The organism is Aliivibrio fischeri, from assembly GCF_009727955.1.
Lineage (GTDB): Bacteria > Pseudomonadota > Gammaproteobacteria > Enterobacterales > Vibrionaceae > Aliivibrio > Aliivibrio fischeri_A.
In genome coordinates, this window is record NZ_WOBR01000002.1 from 114320 (window position 1) to 133196 (window position 18877).

The 18877-nt window shown below is 39.2% G+C and carries 13 protein-coding genes; 7 read left to right on the top strand and 6 right to left on the bottom strand.

The annotated features are described in order from the left end of the window. Positions 1-100: 100 nt before the first annotated feature. The 4 genes from GNP81_RS01040 to GNP81_RS01055 form a co-directional block, all read right to left on the bottom strand. Positions 101-1939, bottom strand: coding sequence for an AMP-dependent synthetase/ligase (locus GNP81_RS01040; RefSeq protein ID WP_155671010.1), 1839 nt, complete (start codon positions 1937-1939; stop codon positions 101-103). A 246-nt stretch (positions 1940-2185) separates the two neighbouring features. Continuing rightward, positions 2186-3157 (bottom strand): transcriptional regulator LeuO, encoded by a 972-nt coding sequence (gene leuO / locus GNP81_RS01045; RefSeq protein ID WP_011262679.1) that lies wholly within the window; start codon positions 3155-3157, stop codon positions 2186-2188. Between the two features lie 325 nt (positions 3158-3482). Beyond that, the gene (locus GNP81_RS01050; protein ID WP_155674266.1) at positions 3483-5900 is read right to left on the bottom strand and encodes a bifunctional aspartate kinase/homoserine dehydrogenase II; all 2418 of its coding nucleotides are present in this window, start codon (positions 5898-5900) and stop codon (positions 3483-3485) included. Continuing rightward, positions 5900-7066: an O-succinylhomoserine (thiol)-lyase gene (locus tag GNP81_RS01055; RefSeq protein ID WP_155674265.1), complete on the bottom strand. Its 1167-nt coding sequence runs from the start codon at positions 7064-7066 to the stop codon at positions 5900-5902. Before GNP81_RS01055 ends, GNP81_RS01050 begins: the two co-directional genes overlap by 1 nt. Before the next feature lie 346 nt (positions 7067-7412). Between GNP81_RS01055 and metJ the strand changes: the two genes are divergently transcribed. From metJ to GNP81_RS01075, 4 genes are all read left to right on the top strand, one after another. Beyond that, positions 7413-7733, top strand: a complete 321-nt coding sequence (gene metJ / locus GNP81_RS01060; RefSeq protein WP_005421050.1) for a met regulon transcriptional regulator MetJ — start codon at positions 7413-7415, stop codon at positions 7731-7733. A 119-nt stretch (positions 7734-7852) separates the two neighbouring features. After that, positions 7853-9874, top strand: coding sequence for an alpha-amylase family glycosyl hydrolase (locus tag GNP81_RS01065; protein ID WP_336495404.1), 2022 nt, complete (start codon positions 7853-7855; stop codon positions 9872-9874). A gap of 410 nt (positions 9875-10284) precedes the next feature. Next, positions 10285-11628 (top strand): carbohydrate porin, encoded by a 1344-nt coding sequence (locus GNP81_RS01070; RefSeq protein ID WP_155674264.1) that lies wholly within the window; start codon positions 10285-10287, stop codon positions 11626-11628. A 73-nt stretch (positions 11629-11701) separates the two neighbouring features. Beyond that, the gene (locus GNP81_RS01075; protein WP_155674263.1) at positions 11702-12529 is read left to right on the top strand and encodes a MalM family protein; all 828 of its coding nucleotides are present in this window, start codon (positions 11702-11704) and stop codon (positions 12527-12529) included. Positions 12530-12602: 73 nt separating this feature from the next. Here the strand turns inward: GNP81_RS01075 and GNP81_RS01080 are convergent, their stop codons facing one another. Further along, the gene (locus GNP81_RS01080; RefSeq protein WP_012533332.1) at positions 12603-13850 is read right to left on the bottom strand and encodes a malic enzyme-like NAD(P)-binding protein; all 1248 of its coding nucleotides are present in this window, start codon (positions 13848-13850) and stop codon (positions 12603-12605) included. Positions 13851-14114: 264 nt separating this feature from the next. After that, positions 14115-14333, bottom strand: a complete 219-nt coding sequence (gene rpmE / locus GNP81_RS01085) for a 50S ribosomal protein L31 (protein ID WP_005421061.1) — start codon at positions 14331-14333, stop codon at positions 14115-14117. Between the two features lie 239 nt (positions 14334-14572). Between rpmE and priA the strand changes: the two genes are divergently transcribed. The 3 genes from priA (at position 14573) to GNP81_RS01100 (ending at position 18721) form a co-directional block, all read left to right on the top strand. After that, a complete protein-coding gene (gene priA, locus GNP81_RS01090; protein ID WP_196587401.1) occupies positions 14573-16774 on the top strand; it encodes a primosomal protein N' in 2202 nt (733 codons plus the stop codon). A 192-nt stretch (positions 16775-16966) separates the two neighbouring features. Further along, positions 16967-17974, top strand: a complete 1008-nt coding sequence (cytR, locus tag GNP81_RS01095) for a DNA-binding transcriptional regulator CytR (protein WP_155674261.1) — start codon at positions 16967-16969, stop codon at positions 17972-17974. Between the two features lie 171 nt (positions 17975-18145). Then, the gene (locus GNP81_RS01100; RefSeq protein ID WP_047863558.1) at positions 18146-18721 is read left to right on the top strand and encodes an SPOR domain-containing protein; all 576 of its coding nucleotides are present in this window, start codon (positions 18146-18148) and stop codon (positions 18719-18721) included. Positions 18722-18877 lie beyond the last annotated feature (156 nt).

Below are 18877 nucleotides of genomic sequence, written 5' to 3' on the forward strand. Positions count from 1 at the left end.
TTTTATTAGCACTCAGGTCTAGGGGAAATTTTAACCAAATAAAAAAAGCCAACTCTTTCGAGTTGGCTTTTATTGATTAAATCGTATTTAGAGTTTGATATTACTTATCTTTCTTCTCTTTTTTTTCATCGTACATTTCTTCAATCTCGTCTTGATAACGCTCATTGATTACTTTACGACGCAGTTTTTGTGTTGGTGTCAACTCACCTTTATCCATAGAGAACTCTTTAGACAATAAAGTAAATTTCTTCACTTGCTCAAAACGTGCTAACTCTTTTTGCAGATTAGCCACACGCTTTTCAAGCATTTCAACAATTTCACTGTGTTTAATCAGTTCCATGCGATCATGATAAGCAATATTTAGCTCTTTTGCGTACTCTTCCAACGCGTCATAACAAGGAACAATCAATGCAGATACAAACTTACGTGTATCAGCGATCACGGCAATCTGCTCAATAAAATGGTCTTTACCAATCGCGCCTTCGATAACTTGTGGTGCAATATATTTACCACCAGATGTTTTCATTAACTCTTTAATACGGTCAGTAATATACAAATTACCATCAGCATCAAACTCACCAGCATCACCGGTTTTTAAGAAACCATCTTCAGTAAAGTTATTTTCTGTTTCTTCAGGTTTATTGTAGTAACCTTTCATTACCATTGGGCCACGAACTAGGATTTCGCTATTTTCACCAATTTTAACTTCCGCGCCTGGCATTAACGTACCGATTGAATCAGGGTGGAATTTACCATCCTCCCAACATGAAATCGTAGCGGTTGTTTCTGTCATGCCATAACCTAGTTTCACATTCACGCCAAGAGCATGAAAGAAACGGCCAATAGTAACATCCAGTTTAGCGCCACCACATGGCATAAAGTTAATATTACCACCTAAGATCATGCGAAGTTTTGATAGGACTAACTTATCTGCAACCTTATAAGACTGTTTCAATATCCATGATGGCTCTTTGCCTTCTTGTTGGCAAACCGACATCTTAGCACCCATGTTAACAGCCCAAGTAAACATCACTTTACGGTGTGCTGGCGCTCTAGATACCTTTTCATGAACCGTTGAGAAAATCTTCTCATAGAAACGAGGAACGGCACACATTACCGTTGGTTTAACTTCTGTTAATGCTTCTTTGATTAAGTTTGTATTTGGTAGGTAGCAATTCGTCGCACCTTTATACAAAACATAAAAAGTCCACGCACGCTCAAACACATGTGATAACGGTAAAAAACACAAAGAAACGTCTTGTTCAGTTAACGCTAAGCGAGTGTTATGTCCCTCTAATTGCGAAGCAATATTTTCATAATCTAACATTACCCCTTTAGGCTCACCTGTTGTTCCTGAGGTATATATTAATGTTAGAAGGTCATTCATTTGCGCGTCATCAAGACGAGTCGCAAGCTCGTTTTGGTGGGCTTCATCTGCTTTTGCAATAAAATCATGCCATGAAATGCCTGCTTCATGATCGTTTAAATCGATGTCATCGCTTAAAGCAACAATATGAGTTAACTGCGGACACTGTTCAAAAATAACAACAGCGGCATTATATTGCGCTTGCTCACCAACAAACAAAATACGAATATCGGCATCATTAATAATGTATGCCGCTTGTGTTGGAGTATTCGTAGGATAAATAGGAACAGGAACTGCACGTAATTGCATTGTTGCAAAATCAGCAACCGTCCAACGAGGCATGTTGTTAGAGAAAATTCCTACTTTTTCTTGTATTTTCAATCCATGGGCAAGTAAAGCTAATGACAGCTTATCCATTTGCTCACCAAATTCCCCCCACGTAATATCACTCCATGCAGAGCATTGCGTATCGATTAAGATACTACATTGACGCTCACGCATTGCCGTGTCATTTGGCTTATTTGCGATATGTTGGCGGATCTCTTTTACAATATGTAGGTTTTGAATAGTCATCTCGTATCACCTTTAGGCTTACAGGTGTAAGCTATAATCTGCACAAAGTGTACAATTGGTGACAAAAAAGGCAACTGTTTCTCAGTATAAAATGTAAGTATTGTTGTGTGAAACCCATTTCAGAGAACCACAATTAACAACTTTATTATTAATAATCTACATTTTCGTTATATAGAATAATGTGTTTAAAAAAAAGGTTACGTAAAATACGCAACCTTTTTCTATTATTGTGTCTATTTTAAAAGCTTAAAACATCATGCCTTTGCTTGATGCAACCACTTCTTCACCACAAATAAGCATCAACTGATCTCTCATCCAAATGTGACCTTTGTCTTTTTGGTAAGAGTCGTGCCAGCTTAAATAGCCACTAATGCCTTTTGACTCGATTGGCAGTGGTAAAACCATTAATTGATCACGATTTGGCATTGAGTTCACTAACCATTTTGGTGCCACAGTGATCAGTTCTGATTGAGAAACAACATACAAAATATTACTAATGCTTGCGCCTTTATAAGCTTGCTCATACAAAGAATCCACATACAGGTGGTCAGCAAAACCTTTAGTATTTGCGATACGAGCCGGAACCGCATGTTTTTCGCTTGCTAATTGTTCTTTGTTGATACCGTTTTGAAGTCGAGGGTGATTAACAGAAGCAACCACAACTAACTCATCAGTAAATAGCTCTGTACTCATAAAACCAGGTTCGTCGAATCGAACGTAATCGATAACAAAATCCACTTCTTGATAACGCAGCTTTTGAGCAATGTCTGGTTCATGTTCACCAGAAAGCTTTAAGCTAATATGCGGCGCTTTATTTTGAATATCTTTCATGATGCGTGGTGCAAAACGAATGTCTGATGGGCTGCAAATAGATAGCTTAAATTGTCTCATCGATGTTTCAGGTGAGAATGTTGAGCTTGGTAATTCGTTTTTAACCAATTGAAGCGCCTGACGCATCGGTGCAAATAGCTGACGAGCACGTTGTGTCGGTTGAATACCACGGCCATGACGAATGAATAATTCGTCATTAAACATTAATTTTAAACGTGATACCGCATTACTTACTGCTGGCTGTGACATACCTAAGTTTTGTGCAGCTCTTGTTATATTTTGTTCTTGCATTACCGCATCAAAAACAGTCAATAAGTTAAGATCAACACCACGTAGTATTTGTTCTGTACGTGCAACAGAAGATAAAGAAGTTTCAGGCGTATTCATGTATTACTCTCTCAGCAATTAATCATTATCATAAAGAAAACGATTACATACATTTTATTTTTGTTATAGATATTGAACAGACGTATGTTAATCGAACTTCAATTATCATTACTGAATAGATTTACAAAATCCATAGCATGTTAATTATTTTAATTTTAATTTATGCTTAATTGTTTTTAAGTGCTACATAAGCTTTTTTATTCAAACAGTTAACTAAAAATATAAATTAATCTAAATATTGAAAATATGCGTATTTCAAGACAATAGGCACAAAAAAGCCATACTATGTGTATGGCTTAATAAATATACGTCAGGCTAAGTGATGTTAAAACAACGAAGCAATACGATTTAAATCTGATTGAATCGCTCCTGCAGTCACCTCTCGTCCAGCTCCAGGACCTCGAATTACCAGTGGATTATCTTTATACCATTTACTCTCTATAGCAAAAATATTATCGCATGGTAGTAGATTGGCTAATGCGTGATATTCAGGTAATGCCTCTATTCCAACCGTTGCGCTACCGTCTTTATTTAAACGCGCCACATAACGCAATACTTTCTGTTCTTTTTGAGCTTTCGCTAGTCGTTCGAGCAATAGCTCATTAATCACCTCACCTTGAGATAGAAAATCATCAAGACTGGTTTCTAATAGTTCACTAGGAACAAGTGATTCAACTTTTACCTGATTAGGCTCAATATGAAGTCCAGCTTCTCGAGCAAGGATCACCAATTTTCGCATGACATCTGAACCATCAAGATCGTGCCTTGGATCCGGTTCAGTCAATCCTTGTTGCCAAGCTAAATCGACTAATTCAGTAAAAGGAACATCGCCATTATATTGCTGAAACAGCCATGATAACGTACCAGAGAAGATGCCCGATAATGCGATGATTTCATCACCACTTTCACGAAGATCTCTTACGGTATGATTAATAGGTAAACCTGCTCCAACGGTTGCATTATATAACCAGTGACGCGATGTTTTAGCAAAGGCATCAATTACCGCTTGATAATCGGCACTTGGCGCTGAACCAGCAACTTTATTCGCAGAGATCAGATGCATTCCTTGTTCTGCAATTTTTGTATATCGATTAGCAAGATCAGCACTTGCCGTTACGTCTAAAACAACAACATCATCATAACCTTGAACGGCACCAACTTTTTCAATCCAATCAAAATCCGTATAGTTTGTTGCTTCATCATCGAACTTAGCAACCACTTCAGTACTGTTTAAACCATCAAAATCAAGCCAACAACGCTCTCTATCAACAACACCAATGAGTGAAAACTGCATTCCATGACGCTTTTCAAGTTGACGTTTTTGTTGAGTAAATAGCGATAACCATTGAGAACCAATATTCCCATGTCCACACAGGATCAATCCCACTCGTTTTTGTGCTTGGAATAAACTGTTATGAATAGCATTAATGATCGATGAGGTATCAACTTTACGTAAAATAGCGACAAGGCTTAAACCCGATTCTGATGCGTACACAAATTCAAGAGGGCAATTTTTCAATTGATGATAGAAACCATGACTGTGAATGGCATTCGCGGTAACCCCCGCGCCAACAGCAGCAACCATTGAATAGCCTTCTTTTAGCTTAATTTCAGCATGTACCGCTGAGTTTTGTAGCACTTCTAACGCTTCATTCACGACTTCAGAAGTATAAGCGAGCAATAATGTAAACTGATCAGCTTGAGGCTCTAAGGCCAGTGGTTGCAGTTGAGAACGAGTAAGTAAAGAAAGAACTTCTTGTTGAGCGCGTTCAAAATCTTGTCCACGACCAAAGCCAAGCTGAATCAAATAAACATCTTCTAATGACGTGACAATTTTTGCTCCTCGCCCAGAAGCCAATACACGCTCGATTCGGGTTGATCCAGACTCAGGCTGATAACTGCAACGTAAACTCAAATCTAATGCACTTTGAGCTACAGGTTGTAATGTTCTACTGTGCAATACAGGAGCAGCTAAACGAGCCAACTCACTCGCTTCATCCAACCTTAATAATGGCAGTAAACACGCATCCTCAACTTTTCTAGGATCAGCACTGAACACTCCAGCAACATCACTCCAGATAGTAACGCATGACACCTCACCAAGGGCACCAATCATGGTTGCCGAATAATCAGAACCATTACGTCCAAGAAGTACGGTTTCTCCTTTTTGATTACGAGCCATAAAACCAGTAATCACAATTCGTCCATGCGGATGCTGAGCTACCTGCTCTTTAAACAAAGGCCAAGACTGTACACGATCCACCTCTGGTTGCGCTGCTCGCTCTGCCCTTAGAAACGTTCGAGAATCAAGAGGAGCTGCTTGTAAATCAATTTGATTTAAATACGCAGAAAGTAATCTTGAAGACCACACTTCACCATGACCTAACACATCAGCTTGCTGCACCTCTGTTAACGGTGCATGCAGTTGCCCTATCGCAATCAATTCTTGGTGTAAAACGGTCAATAAAGGTTCTGCATTCTCAGCAGACAATAATTCAGTTATCAGTCCCTGTTGGTATGTACGCAAGGACTCTAATGTTTCATGAGCTAAACGCCCATCTTTAGAAAGGTTATCAATCCACTCTAAAATACGGTTTGTTGTATTACCTGCAGCAGATACAACAATCAGATCATGTTTATTTGAATATTCTTTTAAAATGGTGGCAACCCGGCGATAGCACTCAGGATCAGCTAAGCTGCTACCACCAAATTTATGTAATTGACGAGAACAAGGTTTTGTCATTATTTCACCTCTGCAGCAATCGCGAATGCTTGTTGAAGATCAGAAATAAGATCTCGGCTATCTTCTAGTCCAACAGATAATCTCAATAATGTTGGTGCTAATCCTGCTTCTTCTTGAGCTTCATCAGACATAGCTCTATGTGTCATGGTTCCTGGATGCGCAATCAAACTTTCAACACCGCCTAAAGACTCAGCTAAAGAGAAGTATTTCAGTTCTTTAACGAATACTTTCAATTGCTCAAGTGAGCCATTTAGTTCAAAACTGAGCATGGCACCAAAGCCTGCTTGTTGACGTTTTGCAATTTCATGACCGGGATGGTCAGGTAAACTTGGGTGGTAAATCGTACCAACTAATGACTGCTCTTGAAGACATTTTAGAACTTCCATTGCATTTTCTTCATGCACACGCATGCGTGCGCCCAATGTTCGAATACCACGCAACGTTAAGTAGCTATCAAATGCAGTACCGGTTGCTCCAATACAGTTCCCCCACCATGCAAGCTCATCCGCATGCTCTTTTGTTTTAGCGATAAGTACACCACCAACAACATCAGAATGTCCGTTAATATATTTAGTCGTAGAGTGAATAACAAAATCCGCCCCTAAAGAGAGAGGCTGCTGTAATACAGGGGAAAGGAAAGTGTTATCTACTGCGACTAACGCACCAACTTGGGCCGCTTTTTGACAAATTTCAGCAATATCCACCACTCGTACTAATGGATTTGAAGGGGTTTCAAGTAAGATTAGTTTAGGCTTTTTAGCAATTGCAGCATCTAAAGCCTCAGTATTAGATTGGTCTACAAATAAAGTTTGGAAGTCTCCTTTATTTGCTCGAGTATTAAACAATCGATAAGTTCCTCCATAACAATCATGGGGAGCAACAATTAAGTCATCAGGACCAAGTAATGCAGATACCATTAAATTAAGTGCGGATGTTCCACAATTAGTGACCACTGCACCAGCCCCACCTTCTAAATCTGAAAGTGTGGTTTCTAATTGAGTTCGAGTTGGATTTCCAGAACGAGCATAATCATACTTAGGTACATCCCCAAATTCTGGGAAACTATAGTTAGTTGACAAGTAGATAGGTGGTACAACAGCATTATGTTGTGAATCCGTTTCAATGCCGGTACGAACAGCAATAGTTGCAGGTTTTCTTTCGCTCATAATTTCCCTTCCGAACTGCGGTGCAGTAATGTAATACCAACGATATAAACTATCTAAACAGGCTTACAAGGGAATGTCTTTATCTTCATGTCTTAAATTTCATAATTACATAAAATTAATTACCGAAATTTATTTCTGATAATAGATAATTTTCCTTCGCAATTTCCCGCTCATATAATTAATATGACTGATATACGCTAATCCATAAGTATATAGTCTACTTTACCATCACAAAATAAGACGTCAACACTTCTAGACGTCTATATGTCTTTACTTTTAGCGGTAAATATCGCTAAAATCGCCTATTCTACTTATATACATCAATAATTCTGAACGAAGGTGAACAATGGCTGATTGGAATGGTGACTATTTAAGTCCTTATGCCGAACATGGTAAAAAAAGCGAACAAGTAAAAAAAATTACTGTTTCTATTCCAACAAAGGTACTTCAAATCCTTACTGACGAGCGTACTCGTCGCCAAGTAAGCAACCTACGTCATGCGACAAACAGTGAATTATTGTGTGAAGCATTCCTACACGCATATACTGGTCAGCCTTTACCAACAGATGAAGATCTACGTAAAGATCGTCCAGATGATATTCCAGCTGAAGCAAAAGCATTAATGACGGCAATGGGGATCGAATTCGAAGCGTTTGACGAAGAGTAAATACGTTTTATTCCTCCTCCTTTTGTCTCCTCCTTCTTTTAATAAAATTAGGAGGATTACATTCCCTCTTGGCTAATAAATAATCACAGTGCCCTACTTATAAATATAAAGGACTTACTGTGAAAAAACAGATCGCAAAAACCACAATAGCTATTGCTATTACCTCCCTTTTGAGCGCATGTAGCTCAACATCTAATAATGAAACATCCCCTTTAGCTTATCAATGTGACCCACAAATGATGGCACAAAGTGATGACTTACGAATTTACCAAATCATGGTCGAAAGCTTTGTTGATGGCGATAGCACTATTGGACATGGTACAGGCTACGGTCCTAGTCATCATAATGGTGACTTACAAGGAATTATTGATTCATTAGATTACATTCAATCGCTTGGTATGAATGCTATTTGGATGACTCCAGTCTTTGAATCTGCCCCTCTCGACAATCAAGACCATTGGGCAGATAAGCTCGATGCCACCGGATATTTTGCTACTGACTTTTTTAAAATAGATCCACGCTTTGGCACATTAGAGAAAGCCAAAGAATTAGTTGAAGAAGCTCATAAGCGCGGTATTTACGTATTATTTGATGGTGTGTTTGGCCACCATAAAAAAGGACTGATTAAACCATCCCCAACAGGGTTACTTCCAGCTGGAGAGCACAATCCTGTTAGCTACCCTGAAAGTGAAGCTTTTTATAAAGAAGTAGCAACCTACTGGATTAAAGAGCTAAAGATCGACGGGTGGCGGTTAGACCAAGCTTACCAAGTACCAACACAATCTTGGACGAACATTCGTAAAGCCGTTGACGTCGCCTCAAAAGAGACCTTTTATACCAATAATAAAGGTGAACAAGTAAATCCTCTCAGCTATATGGTTGCCGAGATCTGGAATAACGAAAACTACATAACAGAAACAGGATATGGCAGCGAACAAAATCCAGCTCTTTGCTCGGCTTTTGACTTCCCTCTGCGTTTTCGCGTTGCTGAAACCTTTGCAGTTAATGAAAGTGGTGTAGGACAAAAAGGGGGAGATTGGCTTAATCAAGGTATGCAAATGCACGAGCTTTACCCTTCTCATGCAGTGCCTAATTTAATGCTAGGAAATCATGATGTCGTTCGCTTTGGTGATTTACTTCAACGTGGTGATATTGCTAATCCAAATGACAAAAACTATTGGACCCGACACAAAGCGGCGCTCTCTTTTCAAGCCGCTTATACAGGCCCAATAACTCTATACTATGGTGATGAAATTGGTGATCAAGTAGAAGGATTTTCCAAAAAAGAGAATAAAGACACTTGCGCCATTAAAGGGCTTTGTGACGATCACATTGCTCGATCATCAGCAAAAGTTGATGGCCTTACAGCTAACCTAACTCCAGAGCAAACGGATTTAAAAAATTACGTCACCACATTAATGCAATTGCGTATTAAGCACCCAGCTCTATCTAAGGGTAAAAGAGTTAATCTAGTGGCAAATAAAGAGGTCTATATCGATCATAAGCAATCTCAAAATGATGCGATTATTTATATGGTAAGTACTCAAGAGGAAGATCAAATTCTCTCTCTAAATGAAGAACTGCTTGGTTCGAAAGGTCACATTGTAGATCTAATCACTGGACAGGTTTTCACTTCAATAAATGGAATATATACCATTCCATTACCCAACTTTGAAAGTCGCTTTTTAAAAATAGAAGAGCCAAATAGTACTGGACCTATCATAGCGAAAAAAGAAATCGCACTATATGGCAGCGGCTTTATGGCGCAATGTAATAACCCTACGATCACAGACATCAATGCCCCTTTACAAGATACCTTATATTTAGTTGGCGATTTCTCTGACTCTCGCTGGAGCCATAAAGAAACCAGAGCCTATCAATACAAAGGAAACAACATTTACCAAGTGGTCATCAATGAAAAACGAGGCCCTTATAAAATGCAATATGCGACCAAAAACTGGGAAGCTCAATACACAGCAGAGGGACTATCACCAAAACTGGGAAAATCAAATAAATTAATTACTGGTGGCTATGGCCAAGACACTGCCATTTATCTTCCTGAAGATGGTAACTACGTTTGGAGCTTAGAATTTACATCTCAAGGAGAACCAAAATCAATGATGGTTTCTAGGTGTAAATAACCCCTCCTTTACCTTAAATTAATGAATAAAATATGAACTATTTCTAACCAACAATGTCTATTGTTGGTTAGATCACATTTCTGATTATTTCTTAATTTCACTCTTTTACGATTTTCCTCATTATTTCCAATTTCAAAATATCTTTCGGCGTGAGCCTTATCTCATAAATATTTTCAATCACTCCTACTAAGTGTGATTATTATCAAAAGAAGACCTGCCATTCATTTTTCTCCTCCTTAGTACTACGCCCTATCATCCTTAAAAAGAGGAGGAGGGCAAAATACCTATTTATTTTTAATCTGTGTCTCGTTCGATAACGACAGATGTTTACTTCACTTCCCTACACTGCCATGAGTTAAGTAAACGTTTTCAAATCAAAATATCCTGAAAAAAGGAAATAGGATTTTACGATGAAAATGAATAAATACACATTGCTTGCCGCTGCTGTTTCTACAGCATTATTTTCTGGCGCTACACTTGCTGAAACCGATGTTGCTCTGGATGTCATCGCAGGTGACGAAGCTGCACCAAAAGTTGAAAAAGTAAATGGAACTGATGTTATTTCAGATGGTTGGGAAGTACACGGTTACGCGTCAATGAACTTCCGTATGGTAGATGGTGAAACAGTAGATACTGAATTTGGTAAGCCAGATTACAAAACCGCAGGTACACACGGAAAAAGTACTAACCAAGTTGAATTCGTAATCAAAAAACATACTGAGCACGCAAATGGTGTTTGGTCTGATTTTGTTGTTCGTTCAGAATACGGTAATGGTAACTCTTACGCTTACTCATCTCCAGGCAGCCAAAAAGCCAACACAACAGCACAATTTGAAATCAAAGAAACCTATGTTGAAATTGGTGGCTTATCTTACCTAGGTGAAGATACCTCTATCTGGGGTGGTCAACGTTACCTAAACCGTTCTGCAAGTGCACTATCAGGTGAATTCTGGAAACAATCATCAGGTGTTGGTGCTGGTATCCAAACTAAGATTGCAGGCAACACAGCAGGTATTGCAATTGTTGCTGCAGATACAGACGGTGATATCAATAATGGCCCTGGTGCTGATGGTCGACAAACACTAACCTCACATGATTTATACTACTACGGTGTTGATGTTGGCTTTGGTAGCTTAGACTTTGATTTCAAATACATTACTCAAGCTAACGTTCAAGATGATGACGGTATTGGTGCTTCTATCACATTAAACTCTAGCTACTACGGCCTAGATGGTTGGTCACAAACAGCGATTGCTTACGGTAAAGGCGCAGCTCAAAACCGTGGTGTGAACTTTGGTAGCTGGTCAGGCGGCGATGACAATGCTGAATCTATCTTCTTCACTTCTGGTGGTGTGGTAAACATCTCTGAAAACTGGCAAATGGGTTCTGAAGTAACGTATTTTGCGGCATTAGATGAATTATTTGGTGCAAAAGATCTAAAACGTTACATCGTTGCGGCACGTCCATCATACAAAGTAAACGATAACCTTCGTCTTGAAGCAACAGGTTCTTACGCTCATGAAGAAGGTGCTGAAGGTTATTGGGGACGTACAGGTGATGATCTGAAGAGTGACATTATTAACGTTGAATTAGCAGCTGCATTTACAGTGAACGCTGACTATTTCGGCCGTCCACAAATCAAACCATACGTGAGCTACATTACCGCTGATGATGAAGCAAGTGCTAAACAAATTGGCATTAAAGATGGTAAGTCAGAAACAATTATCGGTGTACACACTGAAATCTGGTTCTAACTGAGTTAAAGTGAAAGGCGGCCAAATGGCTGCCTTTTTGCGTTTATTATCACCTTAATAATGGAGTATCGTGATGAACACGAAAAAATTGTTACTTAGTTTATTTATCGGTCTCTCTGTGACTGCGTGTTCTTCAACCGAAGCCATACAACAACAGCCGATAGAACCGCTCGCAAACTCTCAAGTATGCTGTAGTGACTTTTCTCAATATCCTTGGATACAACTAGCGACAACGGAAGATATCGATTTCCAATTAGATAAAGATTCACCTATTGGTCATTTTTCTGATGGAAACAGCTATTTTAATGCCTTCAAATTCGCTGAACGTTCAGGAAAAGTACAACTTCGTCTCTCTAGTTTAATGATTAATGACTCTGTTGCGGCACCAAAACTCATTGCTCTCGATCATGAGTTTAATGTGGTAAGTACAACAAGTTTAGACCAATTTGATATCAAACCATCCGATGCATTTACTCGAACTCAGTTTCAATTAAATTTCCAACTTGATGCAGCTAAGACCCCTTATTTTATTATCTATTCTTCTAATGAGTATTTAGGTCAGTCTATTAAGGTGAAGCACCCAGCAAGGATCAGAGCGGAAGAATTAGGTGAACCGATGCCAATGGTAACGGATCCAACTTATGCTTATGAGCGTTTTGGTAAACTAAAGCTATCGATAAAAACGCTTTCATTACAAGCGAATAAACAAGCTGCTCAACAACCTAAAGTAGCAATAAAATCAGCACAACCAGAAACCCACACTTTCTATAAAGAGGCTATTGTTGAAGCAGTAAAAACAAACGACATACCTAAAGCATTAGCACTACTAGAGGAAGCAAAAGCGTTGGGAATTAAAGATGCTCAAGATACATTTGTTCAAGCTTTAGAAAGTCAAAAATAATTTCTTACCTTAATAAAAAAAGGCTTCTAACTTAATTAGTTAGAAGCCTTTTCTACACGAAAGATAAAGCGAATTACGCTTCCATGTATCCTTCAGGCATTTCAATACGAGCGACACCTGAATCAACAGCAGCTTGTGCTACCGCTTTAGCAACACGTGGAAGTAAACGAGGATCCATTGGTTTTGGAATGATATAGTCAGAACCAAATGTCAGCGATTCAACGCCCGCGGCTTTTAATACCTCAACGGGTACTTCTTCTTTAGCCAATTGACGAATTGCATCAACAGCAGCCAACTTCATTTCATCATTAATTTCACTTGCACGCACATCTAGCGCACCACGGAAGATAAATGGGAAGCAAAGTACGTTATTTACTTGGTTTGGATAATCAGAACGGCCTGTACCCATGATTAGATCAGAACGAACTTCATGAGCTAATTCAGGTTTAATTTCAGGATCTGGGTTTGAACATGCAAAAACAACTGGTTTATCAGCCATTAACTTCAGATCTTCTGCATCTAATAAATTTGGACCAGATACACCCAAGAATAAATCGGCACCTTCGATAACATCTTGCAATGTGCGCTTATCAGTATTATTTGCAAAACGTTGTTTATACTCATTAATATCGTCACGACGAGTATGAATCACACCTTTACGATCCAGCATGTAGATCTTCTCACGCATTGCGCCACACTTAATAAGTAGCTCCATACATGCTACCGCTGCAGCACCAGCACCTAAACATACAATGATCGCATCTTCTAACTTCTTACCTTGCAGCTCAATCGCATTTAGCATACCAGCAGCAGTTACGATCGCAGTACCATGTTGATCATCATGGAATACAGGTACATCACAAAGCTCAATAAGGCGACGTTCAATCTCAAAACAATCTGGTGCTTTAATATCTTCTAAGTTAATACCACCAAATGTATCTGCAATATTGGCAACCGTATCAACAAACTCATCAATCGTACGGTGTTTTACTTCGATATCAATAGAGTCTAAGCCTGCAAAACGTTTAAAAAGAAGCGACTTACCTTCCATTACTGGTTTTGATGCAAGAGGACCTAAGTTACCTAAACCAAGAATCGCCGTACCATTTGAAATAACCGCAACCATGTTACCTTTTGATGTGTACTTATAAACATCATCAGGGTTCTTTGCAATTTCACGTACAGGCTCAGCAACACCAGGGCTGTAAGCCAGTGCAAGGTCTTCTACTGTGTCAGCTGGTTTAGTCAATGCAACTTCAATTTTACCTGGAGTTGGGTAAGCGTGATAATCTAGAGCTTGCTTGCGAAATTCTTCAGACATGATGGTTTCCTGATTTAAAAGGTAACGTCAAAATAGTAAACCTCTATATTAGTTGATCTAGCTCAAACTTCATAGCCTTTGCTTACAGATCGTACCAACAAAAATGCCGAGCTATCGTACAAATTTGAGTTAGTGATAATTCAACTAAATACAGAAAAAATAAAAACACAATAAGAATAATCGAATACAGAAATGAACAAATCGTAAATTGCAGACATAAAAAAAGGAGCCCTATTGGACTCCTCTTTTATCGGAAATTGGTAATTATTTCTTAGAACCAATTGCACCGAAACGTTTGTTGAAGCGATCAACACGGCCGCCTGTATCAACGATACGTTGCTTACCAGTGTAGAACGGGTGACATTTGTCACATACGTCTAGGTGGATTGAATCTTTGCCTAGTGCAGAGTTGAATTCGAACTCGTTGCCGCAAGAACAAGTAGCTTTAACAGCTGTGTATTCTGGGTGGATACCTACTTTCATGGGAAAACCTTAATAGTTTAGGCCGTGTCGCTATCCGATTCTAATGCCGGACACCACACGTAGTTTAACAAAAATAATAAGCGTAAATGGATTACACTTACTTAAGGTCGCGTATAGTAATGAATCTGGAGCGATCAATCAACTGATCTGTTACTTTTTTCACCGATTTTTTTACCCATTTGCGATATTTCTATCTAAGGGTAGACTATTCTCATTCCAATTTCTTAATGATGTTAACCATGCCCTATTCAATCGCTCATGTTGCACTGCCTGTTCCACTTGATCGCACCTTTGATTATCTTATTAAATCAGAGCAAAAACCTGTGATCGGTGGACGAGTAAAAGTTCCTTTTGGGCGTCAGCGTTTAATTGGTGTGGTAACAAAACTCAGCAATGAATCTGAGTTTGCTCGTGAGAAATTAAAAGCCATTGATGTCGTCATTGATGAACAAAGCTTATGGCCTACCAATTTATACAAATTATTAAATTGGAGCAGTACGTATTATCAGTATCCATTAGGAGATACCTTAGCGAATGCAATGCCTTCATGGCTTAGAAAAGGAAGAGAAGCCAATTTTGCTTCGTTAAAAGCTTGGCAAATTACCGAGCTAGGTAAGAATCAAGATTTAAATAAGCTAACCCGAGCTCCCAAACAAGCCAAAGCACTCAATTTAGTAAGGCATCAACAATGCAGCCATGAGCAAATGCTTGAAGAAGAAGTCACTGCAGCCACACTAAAAACGATTTCAGATAAAGGTTGGATTGAAGAGGTATCTCTCGCTCCGACACCAAGCTACTGGTATCGAGATGTTAAAGTCACTCAAGAAAAACCTCAACTCAATGAAGAGCAATCTATCGCTATTGCTACGGTCAATGCGAATCGTGAATTTGGTTGTTATCTATTAGAAGGGGTTACGGGGTCAGGAAAGACGGAAGTCTATTTACAGCTTCTAGAACCAATTTTAAAAGCCGGACGACAAGCGCTTATCTTGGTTCCTGAAATTGGTTTAACTCCACAAACCATTAATCGTTTTAAGCGTCGCTTTAATGTACCTGTTGATGTTATTCACTCAGGACTTAATGACACTGAACGTTTAAATGCATGGCTAGCAGCAAGAGATAATCACGCCGGTATCATCATTGGTACTCGTTCAGCTCTATTTACGCCTTTTCATGATTTAGGGATCATCATTGTTGATGAAGAGCATGATGCCTCTTATAAGCAACAAGACAGCATGAGATACCATGCACGTGACTTAGCCGTGATGAGAGCCAACTTAGATAACATCCCTATTATTCTAGGCTCGGCAACGCCAGCGTTAGAAACATTACACAATGCGAATGTTGGAAAATATCATCATCTAACACTAACCAAACGCGCAGGTACTGCTATTCCTGCTCGTCATGGTGTTCTTGATGTAAAAGGCTTATATCTTAATAGTGGTTTATCAGCACCATTAATTGCTCAGATGAGAAAACATTTATCTGAGGGCAATCAGGTTATGTTGTTTTTAAACCGCAGAGGCTTTTCACCAGCACTAATGTGTCATGAATGCGGTTGGATGGCTGAATGTAAACGTTGCGATGCTTTCTATACTTTCCATCAACACTCAAATGAAATTCGTTGTCACCACTGTGGTTCACAACAGCCAATTATTCATCAATGTCAGGGGTGTGGATCGACACAGTTAATTTCTGTCGGTGTTGGTACAGAACAACTAGAAACACAATTAACCAATCTATTTCCCGAATACAAAACGGTTCGTATAGATAGAGATAGCACTCGTCGTAAAGGCAGCTTAGAAGACTATTTAGAAGCGATTAAGAACAATGAATACCAAATTTTAATTGGCACTCAGATGCTGGCAAAAGGCCACCACTTTCCTAACGTTACTTTGGTTGGATTAATCGACGTAGACAGCTCTCTGTTTAGTAGTGATTTTCGAGCGCCTGAACGATTGGCTCAATTATTTATTCAGGTTGCTGGACGTGCTGGACGTGCAAGTAAACCAGGTGAAGTAATTCTACAAACTCACCACCCTGAGCACTCACTACTACAAAGCTTATTACATCATGGTTATGGGCATTTTGCAGAGCACGCTTTAAAAGAGCGTAAATTTGCTCAATTACCACCTTATACCCATTTATCTCTTTTTAGAGCGGAAGCAAATAATAACGAAAACGTGGAACAATTCTTACGGCAAGTGCGTGATATTTTAGAAAGCCACCCACAATTTCATGATGCAACACCAGTACTTGGGCCGATCCCTGCACCATTAGCCCGTCGTGCTGGTAAATACCGCTGGCAATTATTATTTCAAGCACCAAATCGGACGGTAATGCAATCAATGCTTCGCGGTGCAAAAACCGCCATCGAACTTTTACCCCTAGCAAAAAAAGTTCGATGGACTTTAGATATTGAGCCACAAGATTTAAGTTAATGTCGGTTTTATCAACAATTTTCCTGTTGAAAAAGTGAAACAATCGGTCTTCATGTGAGAGAAATCACAATACAGATGTAATTTTTGTTAAACGAGCCGTATTTAAATCTTTATTTTATGAATAAAATATCTTCTCATTCAAATAGAGCAATCGTTTACTTTTAAGATAAAAGTATTGGGGAGAAGATAATTATGGCGACAATGAAGGACGTTGCTTTATCGGCAGGAGTGTCAACAGCAACGGTATCACGAGCACTAATGACACCAGAAAAAGTATCATTATCCACTCGTAAGCGGGTTGAAGATGCAGTATTAGAAACGGGTTACTCACCAAGCACGTTAACTCGAACATTACGACGCAATGAGTCAAAAACCATTGTGACGATTGTTCCTGATATTTGCGATCCTTACTTTAGTGACATTATTCGTGGTATTGAAGATGCTGCCGTTGAAAATGGTTATGTCATTTTAGTGGGCGACAGCAGTCAGCAAAAAAAACGTGAACACTCCTTTGTAAACCTTGTGTATACCAAGCAAGTTGATGGCATGGTATTACTTGGTTCAGATCTCCCTTTTAACGTTAGTCGCCAAGAACAAAAAAATTTACCACCTCTTGTAATGGCGTGTGAATATGCACCAGAATTAGAACTGCCAACCGTTCATATCGATAACCTTACAGCGGCCTATGAAGCAGTTAACTACCTTACTAAGTTAGGGCATAAGCACGTTGCCGAATTATCTGGCCCTGAGAGCTCCGCGCTCTGTCAGTTCAGACATCAAGGTTACCAGCAAGCACTTCGCCGAGCGGGGATCACCATGAATGCCTCTTATGTGCAATATGGTGATTTCACTTTCGAAGCGGGGGCAAAAGCAATCACTCAACTTCTTTCTCTTTCAACGCCACCAACTGCCGTCTTTTGTCATAACGATATTATGGCAATCGGAGCGATTCAAAAAGCGAAACAAATGGGTTTTAGAGTGCCTCAAGACATTTCCATCATGGGATTTGATGATATTGAATTCTCTCAATATTGTGATCCTGCATTAACGACTATTTCGCAACCTCGTTATGAAATTGGTCGTCAATCTATGCTAATGCTACTTGAATTATTAAAAGGCCATGATGTTCGTTCAGGCTCTCGATTACTCGAATCCTCATTGATTGTTAGAGAGAGTACGGCGTCCCCAAAAAACAAATAAAACATCTCGATTCATTCTTTAAGCCACGTTAACGCCAAAAAGTCATAACTCTAGACAATCAATTTGTCTAAATAGTGACTTTTTGCGTACTTTTTTACACAAATACTGGTATGAGTTCACACAACTGATTACCATAAACGACCATCAGTGAATTTGTGTAAAGTAAAGATTGTGGCCAATAAAGATTATGTAAAACGCGGACGCTCTCCTAAGAAAGCGACAAAAAAAACAACTAAGAAAAAAGGCGCTAAACAACCTATGTCTAATGGCTCTACGCCATGGAAAGCAGTTGCCGTTGCCGCTCTTTTAGTTATGGTTTTTGGCTACGCACTCTATTTTCTTAATGACTCACCAGAGCCAGAAGTTAAAGCACCAGTAACCGAAGTTGTTCCTGTTAAACCAAAGAAAACAACATCCACAGAAGACATCCCACCACTGCCAGAAGAGCAATGGAGTTACATGGATGAACTGCCAAATAAAGAAATAACCGTTGAACAAAAAGAATTAAAAGTATCTGAGATCCCTTACATTATGCAGTGTGGCGCTTATAAAAACCGCTCACAAGCTGAAGAACGTAAGATGAATATCGCTTTTCAAGGCATAACCTCTACCGTCCGTCATGCTGAAGGTAGTAGCTGGTATAAAGTGGTTCTTGGACCATATAAATTCAAACGAGATGCAGAGAAAGATCGTCACAAACTGCAACGCGCAAAAATCGAACCTTGTGCGATTTGGAAAGATCAATAAAACCATCATCCGAAATCAATAACACATCACATATTTAATAAAAGGAGCACATCTAGTGCTCCTTTTTTCTATCTATTCATCTTGAAAAGCGCCTTACCTTCCCCCATTACAATAGTAATAATCATGAAGATGGTCGTCTGCTTTCATTTATTGACG

Bases quoted from the DNA above. Each gene is read 5' to 3' on its own strand.
- GNP81_RS01040 (WP_155671010.1), bottom strand. From the start codon at position 1,939: ATGACTATTCAAAACCTACATATTGTAAAAGAGATCCGCCAACATATC.
- metJ (WP_005421050.1), top strand. From the start codon at position 7,413: ATGGCTGATTGGAATGGTGACTATTTAAGTCCTTATGCCGAACATGGT.
- GNP81_RS01050 (WP_155674266.1), bottom strand. From the start codon at position 5,900: ATGACAAAACCTTGTTCTCGTCAATTACATAAATTTGGTGGTAGCAGC.
- GNP81_RS01055 (WP_155674265.1), bottom strand. From the start codon at position 7,066: ATGAGCGAAAGAAAACCTGCAACTATTGCTGTTCGTACCGGCATTGAA.
- rpmE (WP_005421061.1), bottom strand. From the start codon at position 14,333: ATGAAAGTAGGTATCCACCCAGAATACACAGCTGTTAAAGCTACTTGT.
- leuO (WP_011262679.1), bottom strand. From the start codon at position 3,157: ATGAATACGCCTGAAACTTCTTTATCTTCTGTTGCACGTACAGAACAA.
- GNP81_RS01080 (WP_012533332.1), bottom strand. From the start codon at position 13,850: ATGTCTGAAGAATTTCGCAAGCAAGCTCTAGATTATCACGCTTACCCA.
- priA (WP_196587401.1), top strand. From the start codon at position 14,573: ATGCCCTATTCAATCGCTCATGTTGCACTGCCTGTTCCACTTGATCGC.
- GNP81_RS01070 (WP_155674264.1), top strand. From the start codon at position 10,285: ATGAAAATGAATAAATACACATTGCTTGCCGCTGCTGTTTCTACAGCA.
- cytR (WP_155674261.1), top strand. From the start codon at position 16,967: ATGGCGACAATGAAGGACGTTGCTTTATCGGCAGGAGTGTCAACAGCA.
- GNP81_RS01075 (WP_155674263.1), top strand. From the start codon at position 11,702: ATGAACACGAAAAAATTGTTACTTAGTTTATTTATCGGTCTCTCTGTG.